This window comes from Lentzea sp. NBRC 105346 (assembly GCF_030269605.1).
Lineage (GTDB): Bacteria > Actinomycetota > Actinomycetes > Mycobacteriales > Pseudonocardiaceae > Lentzea.
Genome location: NZ_BSTQ01000011.1, coordinates 237,486 through 258,926, shown reverse-complemented (window position 1 = coordinate 258,926; position 21,441 = coordinate 237,486). Strand labels below are relative to the sequence as shown.

Here is a 21,441-nt window from a genome sequence, read left to right as displayed (position 1 = left end):
CTCTTACCGCATGACAGACACTCTTCCGGCTATGAAGGTGACGACGAAGGGACAGGTGACGATCCCGCTCGAGGTGCGCGAACAGTTGGGCATCCGCCCTGGTGACGCGGTGCGGTTTCACGTCGACGTCGCCCATCACACGGCAACCATCGTGAAGGTCGACCTGGGCGAAATGAGCCACGGCCGGCGGGTGGCGGAGTCCCTGCTCGGCAAGGGGGACGTGAAGATGACGACCGACGAGATCATGGCGCTGACGCGTGGCGAGTGAATCTGTGCGCGGCACCATGGTCGACTCGAACGTGATCCTTGACCTGCTGACCGAGGATCCCGTCTGGAAGAAGTGGTCGCTCGAAGCGCTGGCCGAGGCGGGGGACCGTGGTCCGCTCGTCGTCAACCACGTGATCTACGCCGAAGTTTCCTATCGGTTCTCCCGGATGGAGGACGTGGAGGAAGCGCTCAACCCCGACTACTTCGTCCGGTCCGCGCTGCCTTGGCCGGCGGCGTTTTTGGCAGGCAAGTGTTACCGCGACTACCGGCAGCGGGGAGGTGTCAAGACCGCTCCGCTGCCGGACTTCTTCATCGGGGCGCACGCCGCCGTGATGAAGCTGCGCCTGTTGACCAGGGACGAGGCGCGGTACCGCACGTACTTCCCGACCGTCGAGCTGATCGTCCCGTAGCCCGCTCGCCCGGAACGCTCAGGCGTCGCGTCAGGTGCCGTCTTACGGCCGCCTGGCAGGTCCGTTCAACGCCCCTTTGTCGGCTTGGTGCAGCCACCATCACTGATCGTTCCGTAGACAAATAGTTTCGCAGCGGACTAGTACAGTGGGTGACATGAGCACGCCGAAGTGCACCGACCTCATGATGCTGCTGCATCAGGCCAGCTACGCGCTGGAGACCGAGCTGACCGCCAAGCTGGCGGAAATCGGTCTGACGCCGCGAGGCCGTTGCGTCCTGTCCAGCGCGGTGGACGCCGGTCGCACGCAGACCGAGCTCGCCGACCTGTCGAACATGGACAAGACCACGATGGTCGTGACCATGGACGCGCTCGAGAAGGCAGGACTGGCGGAGCGCAGGCTGTCGCCGACCGACCGCCGGGCGCGCGTCATCGAGGTCACGCAGGCCGGCCGGGAGATGCTCGCCAAGGCGGACCAGGTTGTGGCGCAGGTTTACGACGAAGTGCTCGGCGAGTTGCCGGAAGACGAACGCGATGGGCTGCTCAAGGCGCTGACCAGGCTGGTCGACGGCCGGTTCGCGGAGCTGACGCCGTGCGAGAAGCCGCCGAGGCGGCGTGCACTGCGGCATGCAGTTGGCTGATAGGTGTCAGAGCAACGGGTGGGCTGCTCAAGGTGCTGACCAGGTTGGTCGACGGCCGGTTTGCGGAGTTGACGCCGTGCGAGAAGCCGCCGGGGCGCCGGGCCCTCCGGCATGCGGTTGGGTAATGGGTGTCAGAGCAACGGGGTGGGCTACTCAAGGCGCTGACCATGCTGGTTGAGGGCCGCGGTTCGCGGAGCTGACGCAGTGCGAGAAGCCCTCGGGGCGGCGTGCACTGCGGCTCGCCAAAGCGGACGAAGTCGTGACGCAGGTCTACGACGCGGCGCTCAGTGAGTTGCCTGGTTGAGGGCCGGTTTCCGGAGCTGACCCGCTGCGAGAAGCCGCCGCATCTCCGGCGTGAAGTTGGTTAATAGATAGTCCCGTAAAAAACTATCTGCTACGGTCGTACCCATGGAAGCGGACCATGGGGGACCGATGACGAAGACCGACTCGCGCTGGTACGCGTTGGTCGTGCTGTGCGCCGGGATGTTGATGATCGTCCTGGACCAGACGATCGTGAACGTGGCGTTGCCGGCGATCCAGACCGACCTCGAGTTCACGCCCGCCGGGCTGGCCTGGGTGGTGAACGCGTACCTGATCGCGTTCGGAGGCCTGCTGCTGCTCGCCGGACGTTTGGGTGACCTGATCGGTCACAAGAAGGTGTTCCTGATCGGCCTGGTGGCGTTCACCGCCGCCTCGATGCTGTGCGGTGTGTCGTTCACGCCCGCGATGCTGATCGTGTCGCGGTTCCTGCAGGGCGCCGGTGGCGCGCTGGCGACGTCCGTGACGCTCGGCATGATCTTCACGATGTTCCCGAAGCCCGACGAGCAGCGGCGGGCGATGGGTGTCTTCAGCTTCGTGGCCGCGGCCGGTGCGTCGATCGGGCTGCTGCTCGGCGGTGTGCTCACCCAGGCCATCAACTGGCACTGGATCTTCTTCGTGAACGTCCCGATCGGCGTGGTGGCGGTCGTCGCCGCGTTGCGGCTCGTGCCGGACTCCAAGGGCATCGGGCTCAAGGAGGGCGCGGACGTCCTCGGCGCCGGCCTGATCGTGTCGTCGGTGATGCTCGGCGTGTACACGATCGTCAAGGCGGAGCAGTACGGCTGGGGTTCGGTGCACACGCTGGGCCTCGGCGCGGTCGCCGCGGCGCTGCTCGTGTCGTTCGTCGTACGCCAGCACCGGGCCGAGAAGCCGTTGCTGCCGCTGCGGATCTTCAAGTCCCGCAACGTGACCGGCGCGAACATCGTGCAGATCCTGATGATCGCGGGCATGTTCGGCATGTTCTTCCTGGGCACGCTCTACATGCAGCTGCTGCTGCACTACGACGCGCTGCAGATCGGCCTGGCGTTCCTGCCGGTGGCGGTCGCGATCGGCGCGTTCTCGTTCAGCCTCGCGGCCAAGCTCAACACCCGGTTCGGCGAGCGCAACATGTTGATCGTCGGCATGCTGCTCGCTCTGGGCGGACTGCTGGTCTTCACGCAGGCGCCGGTCGACGGCACGTACGTCGCGAACCTGCTGCCGGTGATGCTGCCGCTCGGCGTCGGCATGGGGCTGTGCTTCCCGGCGTTGATGACGCTGGTCATGTCGGACGCGACGGCCGAGGACGCCGGTCTCGCGGGCGGTCTCGCGCAGACCACCGCGCAGGTGGGTGGCGCGCTGGGCCTCGCCGTGCTGGCGACCACGTCGGCGTCGCGCACGTCAGCGCAGCTGGCGGCGGGTGTGCCGCAGGCGGAGGCGTTGCTGTCCGGCTACCACCTGGCGTTCTGGATCAGCTCCGCGCTCGTCGCCGTCGCGCTCGTGCTGGCGGTGGTCGTGATGCGTCCTGCCCCGGTCCGCGCGGAGGGGGAGGCCGCACCGGTGCTAGTGCACTAGTTCGGTCCGGGAGAGGACGTCATCGGCGCGCAGGATCGCGAACTTGTGGTCCTGCGCGCCGATGACCTTCAGGAATCCGGGGCTGGTCTCCATCACGTAGTACTCGTGGGTGCCGGTCTTGGTCTCGATGCGTTCCAACGGCACCCAAGGCGTCGTCACGATCGCGGCGACCACGAGCGCCGCGCCGCTCATCAGCCAGGCGAACCAGCGCAGCACGAAGTGCACCGGCTCCTTCTTGACGAACAACAACCCGGCCGCGATCACCGCCGCGCCGGCGGGCAGCCACCAGCGGTGGTAGCTGATCGTGTGAGACACGAGCATCGCCACGGCCACCACGAGCCCGAGCAACGTCGCGGCGCGGGCGCGCTTCGGGTCGTCGCGCGTGCGAACGTAGAAGAACAACAGCACCGGCGGCAGCACCATCAGCAGCACGCCGCTGATCCGCGAGTCCGCCATGAACGTGCCGAGGAACAGGCCCGGCGCGTCGTCCAGCTCGAGTGTGTGCAGCAAGGCGAACGCCGTGTGCCAGTCGTAGTGCGCCACCGAGAACAAGCGCAGCAGCACGAAGAGGACGGCGGCTCCGGTCAGCGCGGAGAGCGCGTGGGGTGAGGCATGCTCGTTGTTGCTCACGGTCTCGACTATGACAGGGGGATCCATGTCCTACCCGGAGCCCGTTTACCTGGGTGAGAACGGCGAGGTCACCGCGTCGTTCCGCCCGGTGACCCACGAACCGGAACTCAGGACCAAGTCCGGTGTCGAAACCCATTACCTGGCAACGGGAAAGTCCACCAACGGCCACTTCGGTCTGTACCGCTGGGACACCGGCCCGGAGCCGACCGGGCCCAAGCCGCACTTCCATCGGGCGATCACCGAGTCGTTCTTCGTGATCTCCGGGACGATGCGGCTCTACGACGGGTCCAAGTGGATCGACGGCCGGGCGGGCGACTTCCTGTTCGTGCCGGAGGGCGGGATCCACGCGTTCCGCAACGAGTCCGGTGAACCCGCGTCCATGCTGATCCTCTTCACACCCGGCGCGCCGCGCGAGGGCTACTTCGAGGGACTCGCGCAGATCGGTCTCAGCGGCCGCAAGCCGTCGGAGGAGGAGATGCTCGACTTCTACCTGCGGCACGACACGTTCTGGACCTGATCAGCTCGACGAGGTCGTGCTCGGCGCGGTGGGGATCGGGTTCGACATCGGTGGCACGCTCGACGACGGCGCGGAGGTCTGCGGCGGAAGCGGCGGGCTGGTGCTGGGGTTCCACGAGCTGCTCGGCGGCCCGGTCGTCGTGCCTACCGTCGGTCGGTCGGCGGGCTGAATCTGTTGCGGCGCGGGCTCTTTGGCCGGTAGCACCAGCAACGCGGCGACCACGGCGGCCGCCGTCGCGAGACCGGTGCCCGCGACCGCCCAGACCCGGTGCGCGCGGCGTCGTTTCGCGCCCTCGCGGATGATGTCGGCGGCCGCGAAGGGCCGGGCCGGCGTGCCCTGGGCGTGCAGGGCGTGGAAGGTCGCCCTCAGGTCGTCCTCGCGCACCATGTCACACCTCCAGACGAAGTTCGCCGAACTCGGGGCCCAGCCTGCGTTTCAGCGCCGTGAGACCGCGGCTGGCCTGGCTCTTGACGTTGCCGGTCGAGCAGCCCAGCGCCTCCGCGGTCTCCTCGACGCTGAGGTCGTGCCAGTAGCGCAGCACGAGCACCGCCCGTTGTTTCGCGGGCACGCTGCCCAGCGCGTTCCACAGCACGAGCCGATCGGGGCTGAACTCGTGCCCCTGCGGCATTTCGGGCAGCTCCGCGGTGAGCTTCTCCCGGCGCCAGCGGACCCGTCTGCGCTCGGAGAGGAACGTCCGCACGACGATCTGCCGCAGGTAGGCGTCGAGGCCGTCTCGCCGGGCCAGCTTCGGCCCGGCGAGGTACAGCTTCAGGAAAGCCGCCTGAACCACGTCCTCGGCCTCATGCCAGTTCCCGGCGAGCAGGTATGCGGTGAACCGCATCTTGTCCGCGCACCGGTCGAAGTGGTCGGTGAACTCGGCGTTCCAGGTCAGATCGGTCACCGCGTCGGTGGTCCCCAGGTCACTTGGTGGTCGGCGTCGCCGGCAGGCTCGACGGTGACGGCGTGGTCGGAGGGTATGAGATCGGCGGCGTCGTCATCGGCGGAACCGGCACACTCGACGACGGCTCGCCCGGATGCGACGAGGTCGGCAGGGGTGTCGTCATCGGTGGCTCGGCCGGACTGCTCGACACCGGCGGCGTCGTGGGCAGCGGAACCGCGCTGCTGGAGGTCGGAACGACCGGTGCCTCGTCCCCGCCACCACCCGCGAACGCGGGCACGATCGCCGCGATCACCCCGCCGACCGTGACCACTCCGGCGACGACTCCGGCCACCACTGCTACTCGCTTGCGCACTACGGCTCCTCTCGGGATGTTCTCACCCCTATCCATGCGGTCGGCCGAGCCGGAGGTTGCAGGCGATTTCGGTTGGCTACCCTGGTGCCAATTCCCATTCGCATGAAGGAGCAGACCGTCGTGTCTGAGCGCACCCTGGTCCTGGTCAAGCCCGACGGCGTCAGCCGCGGCCTGGTCGGCGAGGTCATCGCCCGCATCGAGCGCAAGGGCCTGACCCTGGCCGCCCTCGAGCTGCGCACTGTCGACAAGGCCACCGCCGAGCAGCACTACGCCGAGCACGACGGCAAGCCGTTCTTCAACGACCTCGTCGAGTTCATCACCGGTGGCCCGCTGGTCGCCGCGGTCGTCGAGGGCACGCGCGCGATCGCCGCGTTCCGTCAGCTGGCCGGTGGCACCGACCCGGTCGAGAAGGCGACGCCGGGCACCATCCGTGGCGACTTCGGCCTCGAGGTCCAGTTCAACCTGGTCCACGGTTCGGACTCGCCGGAGTCCGCCGAGCGCGAGATCAAGCTCTGGTTCCCGAACCTCTGAGCTGTTTCCGAACGGCCCGGCGCCCGCGTGGTGCCGGGCCGTTCACGCGCTCGCGCACTTCTCCTCGTTCTTCACGACCACGAACGTCACGATCGCTCCCGGGAAGAGGAACGCACCTGCTCGGGGATCGTGGGCGCAGACCTTCCAGTTGCTCGGCATCAGCACGATCCGCCCGGCTCCCGTGGCGTCGATCGTGGTGATCTTCGTGTCCTGGCTGAACTGTGCGTATGCGGTGTCCAGACCCTTGCCGACGAGGTCGGGCATGATCGTGGCGGCGTGGGCCGCGGGGACGGTGAACAGCAGGGCCGAGGCGGCGGCGGCGAGGATCATGCGCATGCGGTCACCGTGGTCGACCGGCCGGGTTCACGCATCTTCTCGGCCCGAACGAGTGATCCCGGCCCTGCATCCGCGCCCGGATGCAGGGCCGGTCTACTTCCCCGTGGGATAGACATTTACCCCCAAATGGAGTGCATCTTTCAGCTACATCCCGACCACGATCGGGTGGTCACGCTCTGCGAGGTGACCATCCGTTCCCGCCAGGGGACGAACCGTGCAGAACGACCTCGGGCCGGTAGCCGAGCGTGAGGTACATCCACACCTCGTCCCACCGCTCGTCGCCGACGGCCAGCAGGTTCGGGATCCGGCCGCACTCCTGGAACCCGACGCTCTCGTAGAGCTCGATCGCCCCGTGGTTGTTGCCCCTCGTGTAGAGCGAGAGCACTTCCAGGCCGGCGGCACGGGCGTTCTCGACGAGCGCGCTCATGACGAGCCGGCCCAGGCCGAGGCCGCGACGGGCCGGGTGCGCCATCACCTTCTGGATCTCGGCGGCGTTGTGGTGGACCGCGGACCGGCCGCGCCGCCACAGCCCGAGCGCGGCGACCTCGCCGTCGACGGTCGCCGCGGCCAGTGCGGCCTCACCCGCGCGAACGTGTTTCAGCGTCTCGTCGAGCCAGGCGTTGACGAGCTCGCGGCCGGGTGGCTCGTGGAAGCCGATCGCGCCACCGGCGGCGACCACGGCGTGAAACACCGCGTGTACCTCGTCGCGCATCTTCTCATCGGCCTCGTCGGGCCAGCGAACTTCGATCCCCATGGTTGGCATTCTGTGGGTCTACTCGGAAAACGCGATGAGAATTGTCAGACCTCACAGTTATCGTCGGCACCGTGAGCCCCCTCGTCCAAGCCAAGGCCCTGACCAAGCACTTCGGCACGTTCGAAGCCGTCCGCGGCATCGACGTCGAAGTGCGCCGTGGTGAGGCGTTCGGCTTTCTCGGCCCCAACGGCGCGGGCAAGTCGTCGACCATGCGGATGATCGCCTGCGTGTCCGGGCGGACCTCCGGCGACCTCACCGTGCTCGGGATGGATCCGGACGTCGACGGGCCGAAGATCCGGGCGCGGATCGGGGTGGTGCCGCAGCTCGACAACCTCGACACCGAGCTGACGGTGCGGCAGAACCTGCAGGTGTACGGGCGGTACTTCGGGCTCTCGCGGGCGCACGTGCGGGCAAAGGCGGCCGAGCTGATGGAGTTCGCGCAGCTCACCGACCGGGCGAACGACGAGGTGGAGCCGCTGTCCGGCGGTATGAAGCGCCGGCTGACCATCGCGCGGTCGCTGGTCAACGACCCGGAACTGCTGCTGCTCGACGAGCCGACCACCGGCCTCGACCCGCAGGCGCGGCACCTGCTGTGGGACCGGCTGTTCCGGCTCAAGCAGGACGGCGTCACGCTCATCATCACCACGCACTACATGGACGAGGCCGAGCAACTGTGCGACCGCCTCGTTGTGATGGACGGCGGCCGCATCGCCGCCGAGGGCTCACCGAGTGAGCTGATCAGCCGGTACTCCACGCGCGAGGTGCTGGAGCTGCGGTTCCAGCCCGGTTCCGAGCCGCCCGTGCTGGACGATCTCGCCGAGCGCGTCGAGGTGCTGCCGGACCGCGTGCTGCTGTACGCGGCGGACGGCGAGGCCGCTTTGCAGGCCGTGCACGCGCGAGGCATCAACCCGGTGGCGTCGCTGGTGCGCCGCAGCAGCCTGGAGGACGTGTTCCTCCGGTTGACCGGCAGGACGTTGGTGGACTGATGACCGTTCCTACTGGGCGTGTCCTCTCCCCGCTGCACGCCGCGTGGCTGTGCGTGGAGAAGCACTGGGCGTGGTACCGCCGCAACTGGCGCGCCACGGTCATCTCGAACTTCCTGCAGCCCGTGCTGTTCCTCGTGGCGATCGGGATCGGTTTCGGCTCGCAGGTGCAGCCGTCGGAGATCACCGGCGGCGTGCCGTACGTCCAGTACCTCGCGCCGGCGCTGGTGGTGATCACCGCGATCCAGAACGCCACGTTCGAGTCGACCTACGCGATCCTGTCGGCGTTCATCTGGCAGAAGACGTTCATCGGCATCGTCGCGACCCCGATCACGCCGGCGCAGGTGCTGTACGGCCAGCTGATCTGGATCGTCGGTCGGCTGCTGAGCGGGTGCGCGGTGTTCCTGGTGATCGCTGCCCTGCTGGGCGCGGTCAGCGGACCCGGTGTGCTGCTGGCGCTGCCGTTCGCGACGCTCGCGGGCATGGCGTTCAGCGCGCCGATCGTGGCTTTCTCGGCGACGTTGGACAAACCGGACAGCTTCAACACCATCTTCCGCTTCGTGCTGATGCCGATGACCCTCTTCACCGGCGCGTTCTTCCCGGTCAGCCAACTGCCGGACTGGCTGGAGCCGCTGGTCTGGATCACGCCCGCGTGGCACGGCATCGAACTGGCGCGCGGCGCGACGTTCGGCACGCTGGGCTTTTTGCCGGCGCTGGGCCACGTCGCGTTCCTGGCGGTGCTGACCGCGGTCGGCATCGTTCTCGCCCGCAAGTACTTCCACCGCAGGCTGGCGATGTGACATGACGCAGACCATCGAACGCACCGACGCCGCCCGCACCAGCAACGGCCTGCTGTGGCGGGTCATCCCGCCGGGCCTGTACGCGGGCCGGGCGAGCAAGCTGGTCGAACGCGCCGCCCTGGTGAACCGCCGCGCGTGGTTCGTGCTGTTCTCCGGCGCGGTCGAACCCGTGCTGTTCCTGTTCTCGCTGGGCCTGGGCTTCGGCCAGATGGTGCCCAACGTGATCGGCCCAGGCGGCCACCCGATCACCTACGCGGCTTTCGTCGCCCCCGCACTGCTCGCCGCCTCCGCGATGAACGGCGCCGTGTACGACGCGACGTTCAACGTCTTCTTCAAGTTCAAGTACGCCAAGCTCTACGACGCCATGCTGGCCACGCCGCTGGGCCCGCTGGACATCGCGATCGGCGAGATCGCGTGGGCCCTGCTGCGCGGCGGCCTGTACTCGGCGGGCTTCCTGGCCGTGATGCTGGGCATGGGCCTCATCACCTCGCCGTGGGCGCTGCTAGCGCTCCCCGTTGCCCTACTGGTCGCCTTCGCGTTCGCCGCGGTCGGCATGGCGGCGACCACGTTCATGCGCTCGTGGCAGGACTTCGACCTGGTGCAGCTGGCGATCATGCCGCTGTTCCTGTTCTCCACCACGTTCTACCCGCTGTCGGTCTACCCGTCCGTGGTGGGCACCGTGGTCAGCTGGACGCCGCTCTACCACGCCATCGAACTCATGCGCGGCCTGACGACGGGCGTAGTCGGCTGGTCCATGCTCGGCCACGTCGCGTACTTCGCCATCATGGCTGCTGTGGGGGTCGTGGTGGCGGCGCGCCGTCTTGGCAAGCTACTGCTGGACTGAGGCTCTCGTTTTTGCGGTCCACTTTGCGGTCCACGTGGGTTGCGGGTCGTGGGGCGCTGCGTCTTCCGGGGGCGCCTTCGGCGCCGCGATTGGGGCTTGACTTGGGGCCCCTCGCGGCGTGGTGGGCCGGCTCCGCCGGCAGATGCAAGATCTGCCGGCCCGACAAGGGCTACCACGCCGCACCCCAAGTCAAGCCCCAATCGCTTCCGTACGTGCCCACCAGACGCGCCCCACTCTGGGTGCGTGGTCGCCAGCTTTTGTGCCGGTCTCGTGCGTGGTTGCTTGGTTGGCTGCCGGTCTCGTGCGTGGTTGCTTGGTTGGCTGCCGGTTCCGTACGTGCTCGCTCGTTTGGCTGCCGGTCCCGTGCGTGGTCGCCAGCTTCGTGCCGGTCCCGTACGTGCCCACGTTCGGCGCGGTCGCCGATCCCGGAACTGTCGGTCCCACTCGCTAGCCTGGATACGGGGGCAGCTCACAACCGCCGCGCGCCGACACACCCCCAGCCGACCGTAGCGCCAGCCTCCGACAATTCCGGCCCCACACCAACCGTCCCGCGCGAGTCTTACCGCCCGGCCCCCTGAGCCTGACGTTCCCGCGCCCCGAGCCGCTGCCCCCGGAACTGTCGGTCCCCCTCACTAGCCTGAGATACGGGGGCAGCTCACAACCGCCAGCGCGTCGACACACCCCCAGCCGACCGTAGCGTCACGGTCCGACAATCCGGCCCAGGCGAGTCCTCAACCCGCCGCACCCACGGTTCACGCTTCTGCAGAGGCAAAGAGAACGGCCCCTCGGTTTCACGTGAAACCGAGGGGCCGTTCGGCAGAACCGAGCGTCAGTCCTTGGGGAAGATCACCACACGGCGCTGCGGCTCCTCGCCCTCCGACTCGCTGTGCACGCCCGCGATCGGCGCGACGGCGTCGTGCACGACCTTGCGCTCGAACGGGGTCATCGGGTGCAGGCGCGCACGCTCGCCCGAGGCTAGGACCTTCTCCGCCGTGGAGCGGCCGAGCTCCGCGAGCTCGCCGCGGCGGTCGGCACGCCAGTGGGCGATGTCCAGCATCAGGCGGCTGCGCACGCCCGTCTCCTGCTGGACCGCCAGGCGGGTCAGCTCCTGCAGCGACTCCAGGACGTTGCCGCGCGGACCGACCAGCTTGGTCAGGTCTTCGCCGCCGTCGATGCTGACGATCGCGCGCCCGCCTTCGACGTCCAGGTCGATGTCGCCGTCGTAGTCGAGCAGGTCGAGCAGACGCTCGAGGTAGTCGCCGGCGATGTCGCCTTCCCGCACGAGCAGATCCTCGGTGCGGGACGGGGACTCCTGCGACTCGTCCTCAGGCGCGTCCACGTCGGTCGCCTGCAAGGTCTCCGACACGATGTCTCCTCTCCGGGGCAGTAAGCCCGATCAACGGCGCTTCTTGCTGCCCGGTTTCTTGCCGGTGGATCGGTCTGAGATCAGACCGGGAATCTCGGTGCTGGCGGACCCGTTCGTCTCGCCGGTCGAAGGCGCGGCGGGCTTCTTCTTCGCCTGCGGCTGCGGCTTCTGGCCGGGCTTCGGGGCGAGGGCCTGACGCGTGGTCGCGGTCGTGGCCTTCTTCTCCGCCTCTTCGCTGTCGATCTTCTTGTAGACCACGTGCTGCTGGCCGAGCGTCCACGCGTTGTTGGACAGCCAGTAGAGCAGGATCGCGATCGGGAAGAAGAAGCCACCGACGAGCACACCCAGCGGGAAGATGTACAGCGTCAGCTTGTTCATGATCGCGGTCTGCGGGTTCTCCAGCGCGGCCTCGGTCTGGCGGGCGACGGAGTGGCGGGCGGTGAAGTGGGTCGCGATGGACGCCACGATCATCAGCGGCACGGCCACCAGGATCACGGAGACGCGCTCGGTCTTGAACGACTCGAGCATCTGCTCCGGCATCGTCATGAACGTCGACAGGTTCGCGCCGAACAGCTTGGCGTTGACGAACGACTCGACACCCTTGGCGTCGAAGAAGTAGACCTCACCCCAGCCGGGCTTGAACGAGCGCAGCACGTGGAACAGACCGATGAACACCGGGATCTGCACGAGCATCGGCAGGCAGCCGCCGAGCGGGTTGACCCCGTGCTCGGACTGGAGCTTCTGCATCTCCTGCGCCTGGCGCTGGCGGTCGTTCGGGTACTTCTTCTTGATCTTCTGCATCTCGGGCGCGAACTCCTGCATCTTCCGCATGGAGCGCACCTGGCCGACGAACGGCTTGAAGAGCAGGGCACGAAGCGTGAAGACGAGGAAGACGACCGACAGTGCCCAGGCGATCCCGCTCGAGTCACCGAAGATGTGGCCGAACACCCAGTGCCAACACCAGAGGATGAAGGACACCGGGTAGTAGATGAAGTTGAGCACGGAGCTACTCCTCGGTGGGAATGTCGGGGACCTGCCGCCTCGGCGGAACGGGGTCCAGGCCTCCAGGGTGCCAGGGTCCGCAGCGCAGGAGCCGGCGAACGGTCAGCCAGGATCCGCGCAACGCACCGTGGACGTTCAACGCCTCCACCGCGTACGCGCTGCAGCTCGGGTGGAAACGGCAGGTGGGCGGCAGCAAGGGGGAGATGAACCGCCGGTAGAAGTGGACCGGCAGCAACAGCGCCTTCGCGGGCAACGAGGTCATCTCAACACCTTGCGCAGCGCCGACGAGAAGTCGGCGTCCAGCTCCGCGCTCGTGGCGGAGGCGGCCGCGGCCAGTGCCCGGACGACCACGTTGGTGCCGGGCGGCAGCGACTCGAGGTGGGGCTTCACCACGTGCCGCAATCGGCGGGACACGCGGTGTCGCACTACGGAGTTGCCCACTGCCTTGCTCACGACGAAGCCCACCTTGGACGGGGTGTCCAAGGTGGGCACGTCAGGCGTCAGGGCGTGGACGACCAACCGGGGCCGTCCTGCGCGGCGGCCTCGGCGAACCACCAGGCCGAAGTCCTGGCTGCGGGTGAGCCGGGCGGCCGCGGGAAGCACGACGCTGCGCTTACCGTCCGCGGTCAGGCGGACAGGCGGGCACGGCCCTTGCTGCGGCGCGCGGCCAGGATGGCACGGCCCGCGCGGGTGCGCATGCGCAGCCGGAAGCCGTGCGTCTTGGCGCGGCGACGGTTGTTGGGCTGGAAGGTGCGCTTACCCTTGCTCACGGTCGAATCTCCCGATGCTTGCTACTACAAGTCGTTGGCTGTCCCCGTCACATGGAGACGTAGGCGCGACAAAGGCGCCCGTCGCTAGCGGGAGACCTTACGAGGGTACTTTGCACACGAGGTACGTCCAAATCGGGGCCCCCCGACGGAAGTCGTCTTGTGAGGCATGCCGCACCTTGTTACCGTGCATCCCTCGCGCATGCCGGGCCTGGCGTGGGAGCCGCCACCGCCCAGTAGTGATGCAGCGCAGACATACAACGCGGTCACACAACGCAGACACGACGCACCGTTTCGTGCACAGTTGTGGATAACTCTGTGGATGCCTCTATTCTCCGTGTCCACGTGTGGAGTCGGTGGCTCCGTGGAGGGGAGGGGAGCGCGGAGGTGTCTAACCAGCAGGTCGACCTGGGTCTCGTGTGGGCCGAGGTGGTGCAGGAGCTCGCGACGAGCCATCTGTCCCCTCAGCAGCGCGCGTGGATGCGGGTCACCCGTCCGATCGGTCTTCTGGACGGAACCGCGCTGCTCGCCGCGCCGAGCGACTTCGCGAAGGAAGCCATCGAGCGCGCGCTGCGCGACCCGATCACCGACGCCCTGTCCCGGCGGCTCGGCCGCGTCGTTTCTCTTGCCGTGAAGGTCGACTCACCCGAACCGGTCACCCCGCCGACGGCGCCTATCCCGGTGCAGAACGGTGAGTCACCCGTCGTGGTCGAGGAGACCACCGAGACGGATGGCGAGTCCGACGAGGTGGATGAGGAGAGCGACGCGCTCGCCACCGCCTCCGAGATCTGGCCGACGTTCAACACCGCGAACACCACGCCTGCGAGCGGCACTCCGTTCACGCGGCCGGCGAACCCGTCGCCGAGCCAGACGCGGCTGAACGAGAAGTACAACTTCGACACCTTCGTCATCGGTGCGTCGAACCGGTTCGCGCACGCCGCCGCGGTCGCCGTGGCGGAAGCGCCCGCCCGTGCCTACAACCCGCTCTTCATCTGGGGCGAGTCCGGTCTGGGCAAGACGCACCTGCTGCACGCGGTCGGGCACTACGCCCAGCGGCTCTTCCCCGGCATGCGCGTCAGGTACGTGTCGACCGAAGAGTTCACCAACGACTTCATCAACTCACTGCGCGACGACCGCAAGGTCGCCTTCCAACGCCGGTACCGGGACATCGACGTCTTGCTCGTCGACGACATCCAGTTCCTGGAGGGCAAGGAAGGTACGCAGGAGGAGTTCTTCCACACCTTCAACACGCTCCACAACACGAACAAGCAGATCGTGGTCTCGAGCGACCGGCCGCCGAAGCGGCTGGAGACTCTGGAGGACCGGCTGCGCACGCGGTTCGAGTGGGGCTTGATCACGGACATCCAGCCGCCCGAGCTGGAGACCCGGATCGCGATCCTCCGCAAGAAGGCGGCACAGGACCGGCTCGCGGCGCCCGCCGAGGTGCTGGAGTTCATCGCCGCCCGCATCGAGCGGAACATCCGCGAGCTGGAAGGCGCTCTCATCCGGGTGACGGCGTTCGCGTCGCTCAACCGCCAGCCGGTCGACGTCCAGCTCGCCGAGATCGTGTTGCGGGACCTGATCCCGGACTCGCACGCGCCGGAGATCACCGCGCCGACGATCATGGCGGTCACCGCCGAGTTCTTCGGCGTCACGATCGACGACCTGTGCGGCCCGGGTAAGACGAAGGCGTTGGCGCAGGCGCGACAGATCTCCATGTATCTGTGCCGCGAGCTGACGGACCTGTCGCTGCCGAAGATCGGCCAGACGTTCGGCGGCCGCGACCACACGACGGTCATGCACGCGGACAAGAAGATCCGCAAGGAGATGGCGGAGCGCCGGCGCATCTACGACCAGGTGCAGGAGCTCACGTCGCGCATCAAGCAGCGCGCCCGCCACGCCCCCTGATCGCTCCCACCACACGAGGGCCCGCCACCACGGCGGGCCCTTTCTGTTTGCCCTCATGACCCCAAGGCATGGGGACAACTGGAAAAGTTTGAGACCTGGAGCACGATCTGGACACGAAGGCCTGTGCAACACCCGGGTACAAGTGCCCCGCACCCGGGGACGCACCCGGGGACAACTGTGGACGACCTGTGGACCGAGAGGTGGCCCCGCCGAGTTCTCCCCGGGTACGGCGAGCTGTCCCCGGGTGCCGTCCCCGGTTCGTCCACATGGTCGAGGGTCGCCCGACCTGCACAGACAGCGCTCGTCCACACAATCCACAGCGCTTACTACTACTGCTGTCGATCTCTTGCTTGAAGAAGAACAAAACAAAAACAGGCTGGGCGAGGACCCGGGGATCAAGGCTCAGGCCCCGAGATGACGAGAAGGGCGAGGACGCTCTACGGTGGATGCTCCGCCCCCGGCCCAGGCAAACACCGGACAGGGGGACGAGGCTCCCCGAACCCCCACTGGCACGTTGTCGTGGTTGGGCTTGCCGACTTTGAGGAAAGGACGCCTCATGAAGATCCGCGTCGAGCGCGACGGCCTTGCCGACGCAGTCGCCTGGGTCGCCCGCAGCCTTCCGTCCAGGCCGCCGGTTCCGGTGCTGGGCGGGGTGCTGCTCGATGCAGAGTCCGAGGACGCGCTGACGGTTTCCGGGTTCGATTACGAGGTCTCCGCTCAGGTCGGCGTACCGGCCACCATCGCCGACGGCGGCCGCGCCCTCGTCTCCGGCCGGCTGCTCGCGGACATCACCAAGGCGCTGCCGAACCACCCCGTCGAGATCGCGGTCGACGGCGCGCGCATGATGATCAGCTGTGGTAGCGCCAGGTTCAGCCTCCCGACCATGCCGGTCGAGGACTACCCCGCGCTGCCGACCATGCCGCAGCTGATCGGTGAGCTCCCCGGCGAGGTCTTCGGCGAGGCCGTCGGTCAGGTCGCGGTCGCGGCCGGCAAGGACGACACGCTCCCGATGCTCACCGGCGTCCGGGTCGAGATCGGCGATGGCAAGCTGACCCTCGTTGCCACGGACCGGTTCCGGCTCGCGATGCGCGAGTTCCCGTGGGAGCCCGACGCCTCGCTCGACGAGGTCGCGGTGCTCGTCCCGGCGCGCACCCTGGGCGACGCGGCGAAGACGCTCGGCTCGTCCGGCGGCAAGGTCGAGATGTCGCTCGCCGCGAACGACGGGCTGCTCGGTCTGTCCGGTTCCGGCAAGCGCACCACCACGCGGCTGCTCGACGCGGACTTCCCGAAGTACCGCCAGCTGCTGCCGACCGAGCACTCTGCCGCCGCGGTGATCGAGGTCGAGACCCTCGTCCAGGCGATCAAGCGCGTGTCGCTCGTCGCCGAGCGCGGAACGCAGGTGCGGCTGGAGTTCGTCGACGGCGGTCTGCGCCTGTCGGCCGGTGGCGACGACGAGGGTTCGGCGGAGGAAGAGCTTCCGGTCGAGTACACCGGCGACCCGGTGACGATCGCGTTCAACCCTGGGTACCTGCTCGACGGTCTCGGCGCGGTCCGCACCCCGCGGGCGCATCTTTCGTTCACGACGCCCAGCCGTCCGGCGTTGCTCAAGCCGGTGGACGAGGATGGGAACGTGGCGCCGGGCTACCTGTACCTGTTGATGCCCGTCCGCCTTCCTGGCTAGTACCAAGCAAAGAACACAGGGGAGAACACCGTGCAGCTCGGACTCGTCGGCCTCGGCAAGATGGGTTTCAACATGCGCGAGCGGATTCGGCGGGCCGGTCACGAGGTGATCGGCTACGACCGCAATCCGGAGGTCAGCGACTCGGAGTCGTTGGCGGACATGGTGTCCAAGCTCGAGGCGCCGCGCGCGGTGTGGGTGATGGTGCCCGCCGGCGACATCACCAGGCAGACGGTGCAGGAACTTTCCGAGCTGCTCGAGCCGGGTGACGTCGTGATCGACGGCGGCAACTCGAAGTTCACCGACGACAAGCTGCACGCGGATCTCTTGGCACAGAAGCAGATCGGCTACCTCGACTGTGGTGTGTCCGGCGGCGTGTGGGGGCTGGACAACGGTTACGCGCTGATGGTCGGCGGCGAGAAGGAACTCGTCGAGCAGGTCATGCCGATCTTCGACGCACTGCGTCCTGAAGGCCCGCGCGAGGAAGGCTTCGCGCACGCGGGCAAGGTCGGCGCCGGCCACTACTCGAAGATGGTGCACAACGGCATCGAGTACGGCTTGATGCAGGCGTACGCCGAGGGCTTCGAGCTGCTCGACAAGACCGACGTCGTCGACGACGTGCCCGCGGTGATCAAGGCTTGGCAGCGCGGAACCGTTGTGCGGTCGTGGCTTCTGGATCTGCTCGTGCGGGCGCTCGAGTCGGACCCGGAGCTGGACGATCTTCGCGGTTACGTCGAGGACTCCGGCGAGGGCCGGTGGACCGTCGAGGAGGGGATCAACAACGCGGTGCCGCTGCCGGTGATCTCCGCCGCGCTCTTCGCGAGGTTCGCGTCGCGCCAGGACGACTCGCCCGCGATGCGCACGGTCGCCGCGCTGCGCAACCAGTTCGGCGGTCACTCGGTGCAGAAAGCCTGAGGTGTACGTCCGGCATCTCCAGGTCAGCGACTTCCGTTCGTGGCAGCACGCCGACCTGGCCTTCGAGCCCGGTGTCAGCGTGCTCGTCGGGCAGAACGGCCAGGGCAAGACGAACCTGGTCGAGGCGATCGGTTACGTGGCGACCCTCGGTTCGCACCGGGTCGCCACCGACGCGCCACTGATCCGGCACGGCGCACAGCGCGCCGTGGTGCGCACGGCGGTGGTCAACGACGACCGCGAGCTGCTGGTGGAGCTGGAGATCACCGCGGGCAAGGCCAACCGGGCGCGGATCAACCGCGGTCCGGTGCCGCGGCCGCGGGACGTGCTCGGGATCCTGCGCACGGTGTTGTTCGCACCGGAGGACCTCTCTCTTGTGCGCGGCGATCCCGGCGACCGAAGACGGTTCCTCGACGAGATGCTCGTGTTGCGCGCGCCCCGGTTCGCCGGGGTGCGCAGCGACTACGAGCGGGTGCTGAAGCAGCGCAGCGCGTTGCTGAAGACGGTGAAGCACAGCCGGTCCGCGGACCTCAGCACGCTCGACGTCTGGGACGGGCACCTCGCCAAGCACGGCGCCGAGCTGCTCGCGGCGCGGGTCAAGCTGGTTCAGGACATGGCGCCGCACGTGTCGGCGTCGTACGCGGAGGTGGCGCCGGAGTCACGCCCGGCCGTCATCAGCTATCGCTCGTCTGTCGGCGAGCTGCCAGAAGACAAGGAGAGCATCGAGGACCTGTTGCTCGTGGAGCTCGACCGGGTGCGGAAGCAGGAGATCGAACGCGGCGTGTGCCTCGTCGGCCCGCACCGGGACGATCTCGACCTCGTCCTGGGCGAGCTCCCCGCAAAGGGGTACGCCAGTCACGGAGAGTCATGGTCGTTCGCGCTCGCTCTGCGGCTCGGAGGCTACGAACTCATGCGTGTCGACGGGGTGGAACCGGTGCTCGTGCTGGACGATGTGTTCGCCGAGCTCGACCGCCGGCGACGCCAGCAACTGGCCAAAGTCGCCTCCGCCGCCGAGCAGGTGCTGATCACGGCGGCCGTCGCGGAGGACGTGCCGGAGGAGCTGAGCGGTGCCCGGTACGAGGTCCATGGCGGGGAGGTACGACGTGTCTGACGAAGTCCCCCCATCGGGTGTGTTCCGTCGCACATCTGGGGACAACCCTGTGGATGGTGTGGATAACTCCGTCACAAATGCGGACTTGTCCACAGATTCACACACACCTGAGGGTGAACCGCTGCGTGGATCCGACCTCGCACGGGCAGCACTCGAGGCGGCCAAGGCCAGCGCGAAGGCCCGTGGCCGGGTGCCGGGCAGCAAGTCGAAGGGCAAGGCGCCGGGTCGCCGCCGGCGTCGTTGGTCGGGCGCCGGACCGGACGACCGCGATCCACAGCCCCTGGGGAGGCTCGCGTCCAGGATCGCCGTCGACCGCGGCTGGACGGAGCGTTTGCAGGGTGGCCAAGTCTTTGGTCGATGGGCGAAACTGGTCGGCGAGGACGTCGCCGAGCATGCGAAACCGATCGCGCTCAGTGACGGGGAACTGACGGTTCAGGCCGACTCGACGGCGTGGGCGACCCAGCTGCGCCTGTTGCAACGGGAGCTGCTCAAGCGGATCGCCGCGGGCATCGGCCATGGCGTCGTGAAGAAGCTCAGGATCAAGGGACCGGACGCGCCGAGCTGGCGACACGGGCCCAGGCACGTTCCGGGGCGCGGTCCGCGTGATACCTACGGGTGAGCCGAGTGCGCGCCTCAGTGGCCATTCTGTGGCGCGGTGAGCGTTCACCTGGGGATTTCAACCCCGTTGGCAGCCGACCTGACCTCACTTCGTTCACTTCCGGGCGTCTGTGACCAAATCAGGGGTGTCCTAGACGCCATCCTGTCGGGGTGCCCCGGTAGAATCGAGGGGAGCGTCACCATCGTTGATGGTGTGGATACAGTGCGGGCAGGCTCCCGCACGAGTCGAGGAGACACCTGCCCGTGTCAGCTAAGAAGAGTGAGTACAGCGCGTCCTCGATCACCGTCCTCGAGGGCCTCGAGGCGGTGCGCAAGCGGCCCGGTATGTACATCGGGTCGACGGGTGAGCGCGGTCTGCACCACCTGGTCCAGGAGGTCGTGGACAACTCGGTCGACGAGGCGATGGCCGGCTACGCGACGATGGTCGATGTCACCCTGCTGGCCAACGGCGGCGTCCGAGTGATCGACGACGGTCGTGGCATCCCGACCGGTATGCACCCGGTCGAGGGCATCCCGACCGTCGAGGTCGTCATGACCAAGCTGCACGCGGGCGGCAAGTTCGACAGCGACTCCTACGCGGTGTCCGGCGGTCTGCACGGCGTCGGCATCTCCGTGGTGAACGCGCTGTCCACCGCCGTCGACCTGGAGATCAAGCACCAGGGTTACGTCTGGACCCAGCGCTACGAGAACTCGAAGCCCGCGCACGAGCTGCGCCAGGGCGAGGCCACGTCGGAGACCGGCACCTCCGTCACGTTCTGGGCCGACCCGGAGATCTTCGAGACCACGACGTACAACGTCGAGACGATCGCGCGCCGCCTGCAGGAGATGGCGTTCCTCAACAAGGGGATCACGATCGTCCTGCGGGACGAGCGCGTCTCCGAGGCCGACGAGGAAGCCGACGCCGAGGGCCACGTGGCGAAGGTCAAGGAGCGCCGGTTCCACTACCCCGGCGGTCTCGAGGACTTCGTCCGGCACATCAACCACACGCGCGAGGCCGTGCACCAGAAGGTCATCGGCTTCGAGGCGACGGGCGAGGACCTCCATGTCGAGGTCGCCATGCAGTGGAACACCGGCTACACGCCGTCGGTGTACACCTTCGCGAACACGATCAACACGCACGAGGGCGGCACGCACGAGGAGGGCTTCCGCGCGGCGCTGACGCGAGTCGTCAACGAGTACGCGCGGGAGAAGAAGCTGCTCAAGGAGAAGGACGCCAACCTCACCGGTGACGACATCCGCGAGGGTCTCGCGGCGATCATCTCGGTGAAGTTGAAGGAGCCCCAGTTCGAGGGTCAGACGAAGACGAAGCTCGGCAACAGCGAGGCGAAGTCGTTCGTCCAGAAGTCCACGAACGAGCACCTGGCCGACTGGTTCGAGCGGCACCCCAACGAGACGAAGGTGATCGTCACCAAGGCGGTCTCGTCGGCGCAGGCCCGCATCGCCGCCCGCAAGGCGCGCGAGCTGGTGCGCCGCAAGGGCGCCCTCGACATCGGCGGCCTGCCGGGCAAGCTGAAGGACTGCCGCTCCACCAACCCGGAGGAGTGCGAGATCTACGTCGTCGAGGGTGACTCGGCGGGAGGTTCGGCCAAGGAAGGCCGCGACTCCATGTACCAGGCGATCCTGCCGATCCGCGGCAAGATCATCAACGTGGAGAAGGCGCGCATCGACCGCGTCCTCAAGAACAACGAAGTGCAGAGCATGATCACCGCGCTCGGCACGGGCATTCACGACGAGTTCGACCTGTCGAAGCTGCGCTACCACAAGATCGTGCTGATGGCCGACGCCGACGTCGACGGCCAGCACATCCGGACGCTGCTGCTGACGCTGCTGTTCCGCTTCATGCGCCCGCTGATCGAGCACGGCCACGTGTACCTCGCGCAGCCGCCGCTCTACAAGATCAAGTGGCAGCGCGCGGAGCCGGAGTACGCGTACTCCGACCGTGAGCGCGACGGTCTGATCAAGGAAGGCCTCGCGGCCGGCAAGAAGATCGGCAAGGACGACAACATCCAGCGGTACAAGGGTCTCGGCGAGATGAACGCCGAGGAGCTGTGGGAGACCACGATGGATCCGGCCAACCGCGTGCTGCTACAGGTCACCATGGACGACGCCGCCACCGCCGACGAGCTGTTCAGCGTGCTCATGGGTGAGGACGTCGAAGCACGGCGCTCGTTCATCACGCGCAACGCCAAGGACGTGCGCTTCCTGGACGTGTGAGTCCGTTCTCTCCTAGACATCCACGGCTGGCGAA

Annotated in this window: 26 protein-coding genes; 15 read left to right on the top strand and 11 right to left on the bottom strand. The window is 67.8% G+C overall.

Features of this window, described 5'->3' with window-relative positions:
- The first annotated feature begins 10 nt into the window (after nt 1-10).
- The 4 genes from QSK35_RS24195 (at nt 11) to QSK35_RS24180 (ending at nt 3,183) form a co-directional block, all read left to right on the top strand.
- Nucleotides 11-268: an AbrB/MazE/SpoVT family DNA-binding domain-containing protein gene (locus QSK35_RS24195; RefSeq protein ID WP_285749733.1), complete on the top strand. Its 258-nt coding sequence runs from the start codon at nt 11-13 to the stop codon at nt 266-268.
- The gene (locus tag QSK35_RS24190; RefSeq protein ID WP_285749732.1) at nt 258-677 is read left to right on the top strand and encodes a type II toxin-antitoxin system VapC family toxin; all 420 of its coding nucleotides are present in this window, start codon (nt 258-260) and stop codon (nt 675-677) included. Before QSK35_RS24195 ends, QSK35_RS24190 begins: the two co-directional genes overlap by 11 nt.
- A gap of 154 nt (nt 678-831) precedes the next feature.
- Complete coding sequence (locus QSK35_RS24185) at nt 832-1,314, top strand: MarR family winged helix-turn-helix transcriptional regulator (RefSeq protein WP_285749731.1); 483 nt, start codon at nt 832-834, stop codon at nt 1,312-1,314.
- A gap of 432 nt (nt 1,315-1,746) precedes the next feature.
- Nucleotides 1,747-3,183, top strand: a complete 1,437-nt coding sequence (locus QSK35_RS24180; protein WP_285749730.1) for a DHA2 family efflux MFS transporter permease subunit — start codon at nt 1,747-1,749, stop codon at nt 3,181-3,183.
- Here QSK35_RS24180 and QSK35_RS24175 read toward each other — a convergent pair.
- Entirely contained in the window at nt 3,172-3,813 is a 642-nt protein-coding gene (locus tag QSK35_RS24175; RefSeq protein ID WP_285749729.1) for a hypothetical protein, read from the bottom strand. The two genes, QSK35_RS24180 and QSK35_RS24175, sit on opposite strands and share 12 nt — an antisense overlap.
- Nucleotides 3,814-3,823: 10 nt before the next feature.
- On the opposite strand from QSK35_RS24175, the gene QSK35_RS24170 reads away from it, so the two are divergent.
- On the top strand, nt 3,824-4,330 hold the full coding sequence (locus QSK35_RS24170) for a cupin domain-containing protein (RefSeq protein ID WP_285749728.1): 507 nt from the start codon (nt 3,824-3,826) through the stop codon (nt 4,328-4,330).
- Here the strand turns inward: QSK35_RS24170 and QSK35_RS24165 are convergent, their stop codons facing one another.
- Genes QSK35_RS24165 through QSK35_RS24155 form a run of 3 tightly spaced genes read right to left on the bottom strand, consistent with a single transcriptional unit; the run spans nt 4,331 to nt 5,583 of the window.
- Nucleotides 4,331-4,717, bottom strand: coding sequence for a hypothetical protein (locus QSK35_RS24165; RefSeq protein WP_285749727.1), 387 nt, complete (start codon nt 4,715-4,717; stop codon nt 4,331-4,333). It abuts the gene before it with no gap.
- A 1-nt stretch (nt 4,718) separates the two neighbouring features.
- Complete coding sequence (locus tag QSK35_RS24160) at nt 4,719-5,222, bottom strand: SigE family RNA polymerase sigma factor (protein ID WP_285749788.1); 504 nt, start codon at nt 5,220-5,222, stop codon at nt 4,719-4,721.
- A 28-nt stretch (nt 5,223-5,250) separates the two neighbouring features.
- Nucleotides 5,251-5,583, bottom strand: coding sequence for a hypothetical protein (locus tag QSK35_RS24155; RefSeq protein ID WP_285749726.1), 333 nt, complete (start codon nt 5,581-5,583; stop codon nt 5,251-5,253).
- Nucleotides 5,584-5,703: 120 nt separating this feature from the next.
- On the opposite strand from QSK35_RS24155, the gene ndk reads away from it, so the two are divergent.
- Nucleotides 5,704-6,114 (top strand): nucleoside-diphosphate kinase, encoded by a 411-nt coding sequence (gene ndk, locus QSK35_RS24150; RefSeq protein ID WP_285749725.1) that lies wholly within the window; start codon nt 5,704-5,706, stop codon nt 6,112-6,114.
- A 42-nt stretch (nt 6,115-6,156) separates the two neighbouring features.
- On the opposite strand, the gene QSK35_RS24145 is transcribed toward ndk, so the two are convergent.
- Nucleotides 6,157-6,450, bottom strand: a complete 294-nt coding sequence (locus tag QSK35_RS24145) for a PASTA domain-containing protein (protein ID WP_285749724.1) — start codon at nt 6,448-6,450, stop codon at nt 6,157-6,159.
- A 169-nt stretch (nt 6,451-6,619) separates the two neighbouring features.
- Complete coding sequence (locus tag QSK35_RS24140) at nt 6,620-7,204, bottom strand: GNAT family N-acetyltransferase (protein ID WP_285749723.1); 585 nt, start codon at nt 7,202-7,204, stop codon at nt 6,620-6,622.
- Between the two features lie 71 nt (nt 7,205-7,275).
- Between QSK35_RS24140 and QSK35_RS24135 the strand changes: the two genes are divergently transcribed.
- The 3 genes from QSK35_RS24135 to QSK35_RS24125 are packed head-to-tail and all read left to right on the top strand — an operon-like array spanning nt 7,276 to nt 9,831.
- Nucleotides 7,276-8,190 (top strand): ABC transporter ATP-binding protein, encoded by a 915-nt coding sequence (locus tag QSK35_RS24135; RefSeq protein WP_502881706.1) that lies wholly within the window; start codon nt 7,276-7,278, stop codon nt 8,188-8,190.
- The gene (locus QSK35_RS24130; protein WP_285749722.1) at nt 8,190-8,987 is read left to right on the top strand and encodes an ABC transporter permease; all 798 of its coding nucleotides are present in this window, start codon (nt 8,190-8,192) and stop codon (nt 8,985-8,987) included. The genes QSK35_RS24135 and QSK35_RS24130 overlap by 1 nt, the downstream gene beginning before the upstream one ends.
- A 1-nt stretch (nt 8,988) precedes the next feature.
- Nucleotides 8,989-9,831 (top strand): ABC transporter permease, encoded by an 843-nt coding sequence (locus QSK35_RS24125; protein ID WP_285749721.1) that lies wholly within the window; start codon nt 8,989-8,991, stop codon nt 9,829-9,831.
- Nucleotides 9,832-10,660: 829 nt separating this feature from the next.
- On the opposite strand, the gene QSK35_RS24120 is transcribed toward QSK35_RS24125, so the two are convergent.
- From QSK35_RS24120 to rpmH, 5 genes are read right to left on the bottom strand one after another with little or no spacing between them, the layout of a single operon-like run.
- Nucleotides 10,661-11,197, bottom strand: coding sequence for a Jag family protein (locus tag QSK35_RS24120; RefSeq protein WP_285749720.1), 537 nt, complete (start codon nt 11,195-11,197; stop codon nt 10,661-10,663).
- A 30-nt stretch (nt 11,198-11,227) separates the two neighbouring features.
- Nucleotides 11,228-12,199: a membrane protein insertase YidC gene (gene yidC / locus QSK35_RS24115; RefSeq protein WP_285749719.1), complete on the bottom strand. Its 972-nt coding sequence runs from the start codon at nt 12,197-12,199 to the stop codon at nt 11,228-11,230.
- A gap of 4 nt (nt 12,200-12,203) precedes the next feature.
- The gene (gene yidD / locus QSK35_RS24110; RefSeq protein WP_285749718.1) at nt 12,204-12,461 is read right to left on the bottom strand and encodes a membrane protein insertion efficiency factor YidD; all 258 of its coding nucleotides are present in this window, start codon (nt 12,459-12,461) and stop codon (nt 12,204-12,206) included.
- Nucleotides 12,458-12,802 (bottom strand): ribonuclease P protein component, encoded by a 345-nt coding sequence (gene rnpA, locus QSK35_RS24105; protein ID WP_285749717.1) that lies wholly within the window; start codon nt 12,800-12,802, stop codon nt 12,458-12,460. The genes yidD and rnpA overlap by 4 nt, the downstream gene beginning before the upstream one ends.
- Before the next feature lie 23 nt (nt 12,803-12,825).
- Entirely contained in the window at nt 12,826-12,969 is a 144-nt protein-coding gene (gene rpmH / locus QSK35_RS24100) for a 50S ribosomal protein L34 (protein WP_090060594.1), read from the bottom strand.
- 384 nt (nt 12,970-13,353) lie between these two features.
- Between rpmH and dnaA the strand changes: the two genes are divergently transcribed.
- The 6 genes from dnaA to gyrB all read left to right on the top strand — a co-directional run bounded on the left by dnaA (nt 13,354) and on the right by gyrB (nt 21,407).
- Nucleotides 13,354-14,874: a chromosomal replication initiator protein DnaA gene (gene dnaA, locus QSK35_RS24095; RefSeq protein ID WP_285749716.1), complete on the top strand. Its 1,521-nt coding sequence runs from the start codon at nt 13,354-13,356 to the stop codon at nt 14,872-14,874.
- Between the two features lie 556 nt (nt 14,875-15,430).
- Nucleotides 15,431-16,555, top strand: a complete 1,125-nt coding sequence (gene dnaN / locus QSK35_RS24090) for a DNA polymerase III subunit beta (RefSeq protein WP_285749715.1) — start codon at nt 15,431-15,433, stop codon at nt 16,553-16,555.
- Between the two features lie 30 nt (nt 16,556-16,585).
- Nucleotides 16,586-17,467, top strand: a complete 882-nt coding sequence (gene gnd / locus QSK35_RS24085) for a phosphogluconate dehydrogenase (NAD(+)-dependent, decarboxylating) (RefSeq protein ID WP_285749714.1) — start codon at nt 16,586-16,588, stop codon at nt 17,465-17,467.
- Between the two features lies 1 nt (nt 17,468).
- Nucleotides 17,469-18,575, top strand: a complete 1,107-nt coding sequence (gene recF / locus QSK35_RS24080; RefSeq protein WP_285749713.1) for a DNA replication/repair protein RecF — start codon at nt 17,469-17,471, stop codon at nt 18,573-18,575.
- Nucleotides 18,550-19,194 (top strand): DciA family protein, encoded by a 645-nt coding sequence (locus QSK35_RS24075; protein WP_502881708.1) that lies wholly within the window; start codon nt 18,550-18,552, stop codon nt 19,192-19,194. The genes recF and QSK35_RS24075 overlap by 26 nt, the downstream gene beginning before the upstream one ends.
- Before the next feature lie 242 nt (nt 19,195-19,436).
- Nucleotides 19,437-21,407, top strand: a complete 1,971-nt coding sequence (gene gyrB / locus QSK35_RS24070; protein WP_285749711.1) for a DNA topoisomerase (ATP-hydrolyzing) subunit B — start codon at nt 19,437-19,439, stop codon at nt 21,405-21,407.
- The last annotated feature ends 34 nt before the right edge of the window (nt 21,408-21,441 follow it).

Bases quoted from the DNA above. Each gene is read 5' to 3' on its own strand.
- QSK35_RS24195 (WP_285749733.1), top strand. From the start codon at position 11: ATGACAGACACTCTTCCGGCTATGAAGGTGACGACGAAGGGACAGGTG.
- QSK35_RS24170 (WP_285749728.1), top strand. From the start codon at position 3,824: ATGACAGGGGGATCCATGTCCTACCCGGAGCCCGTTTACCTGGGTGAG.
- QSK35_RS24130 (WP_285749722.1), top strand. From the start codon at position 8,190: ATGACCGTTCCTACTGGGCGTGTCCTCTCCCCGCTGCACGCCGCGTGG.
- QSK35_RS24140 (WP_285749723.1), bottom strand. From the start codon at position 7,204: ATGGGGATCGAAGTTCGCTGGCCCGACGAGGCCGATGAGAAGATGCGC.
- QSK35_RS24180 (WP_285749730.1), top strand. From the start codon at position 1,747: ATGACGAAGACCGACTCGCGCTGGTACGCGTTGGTCGTGCTGTGCGCC.
- QSK35_RS24075 (WP_502881708.1), top strand. From the start codon at position 18,550: ATGGCGGGGAGGTACGACGTGTCTGACGAAGTCCCCCCATCGGGTGTG.
- yidD (WP_285749718.1), bottom strand. From the start codon at position 12,461: ATGACCTCGTTGCCCGCGAAGGCGCTGTTGCTGCCGGTCCACTTCTAC.
- QSK35_RS24145 (WP_285749724.1), bottom strand. From the start codon at position 6,450: ATGCGCATGATCCTCGCCGCCGCCGCCTCGGCCCTGCTGTTCACCGTC.
- dnaN (WP_285749715.1), top strand. From the start codon at position 15,431: ATGAAGATCCGCGTCGAGCGCGACGGCCTTGCCGACGCAGTCGCCTGG.
- QSK35_RS24125 (WP_285749721.1), top strand. From the start codon at position 8,989: ATGACGCAGACCATCGAACGCACCGACGCCGCCCGCACCAGCAACGGC.
- QSK35_RS24185 (WP_285749731.1), top strand. From the start codon at position 832: ATGAGCACGCCGAAGTGCACCGACCTCATGATGCTGCTGCATCAGGCC.
- QSK35_RS24165 (WP_285749727.1), bottom strand. From the start codon at position 4,717: ATGGTGCGCGAGGACGACCTGAGGGCGACCTTCCACGCCCTGCACGCC.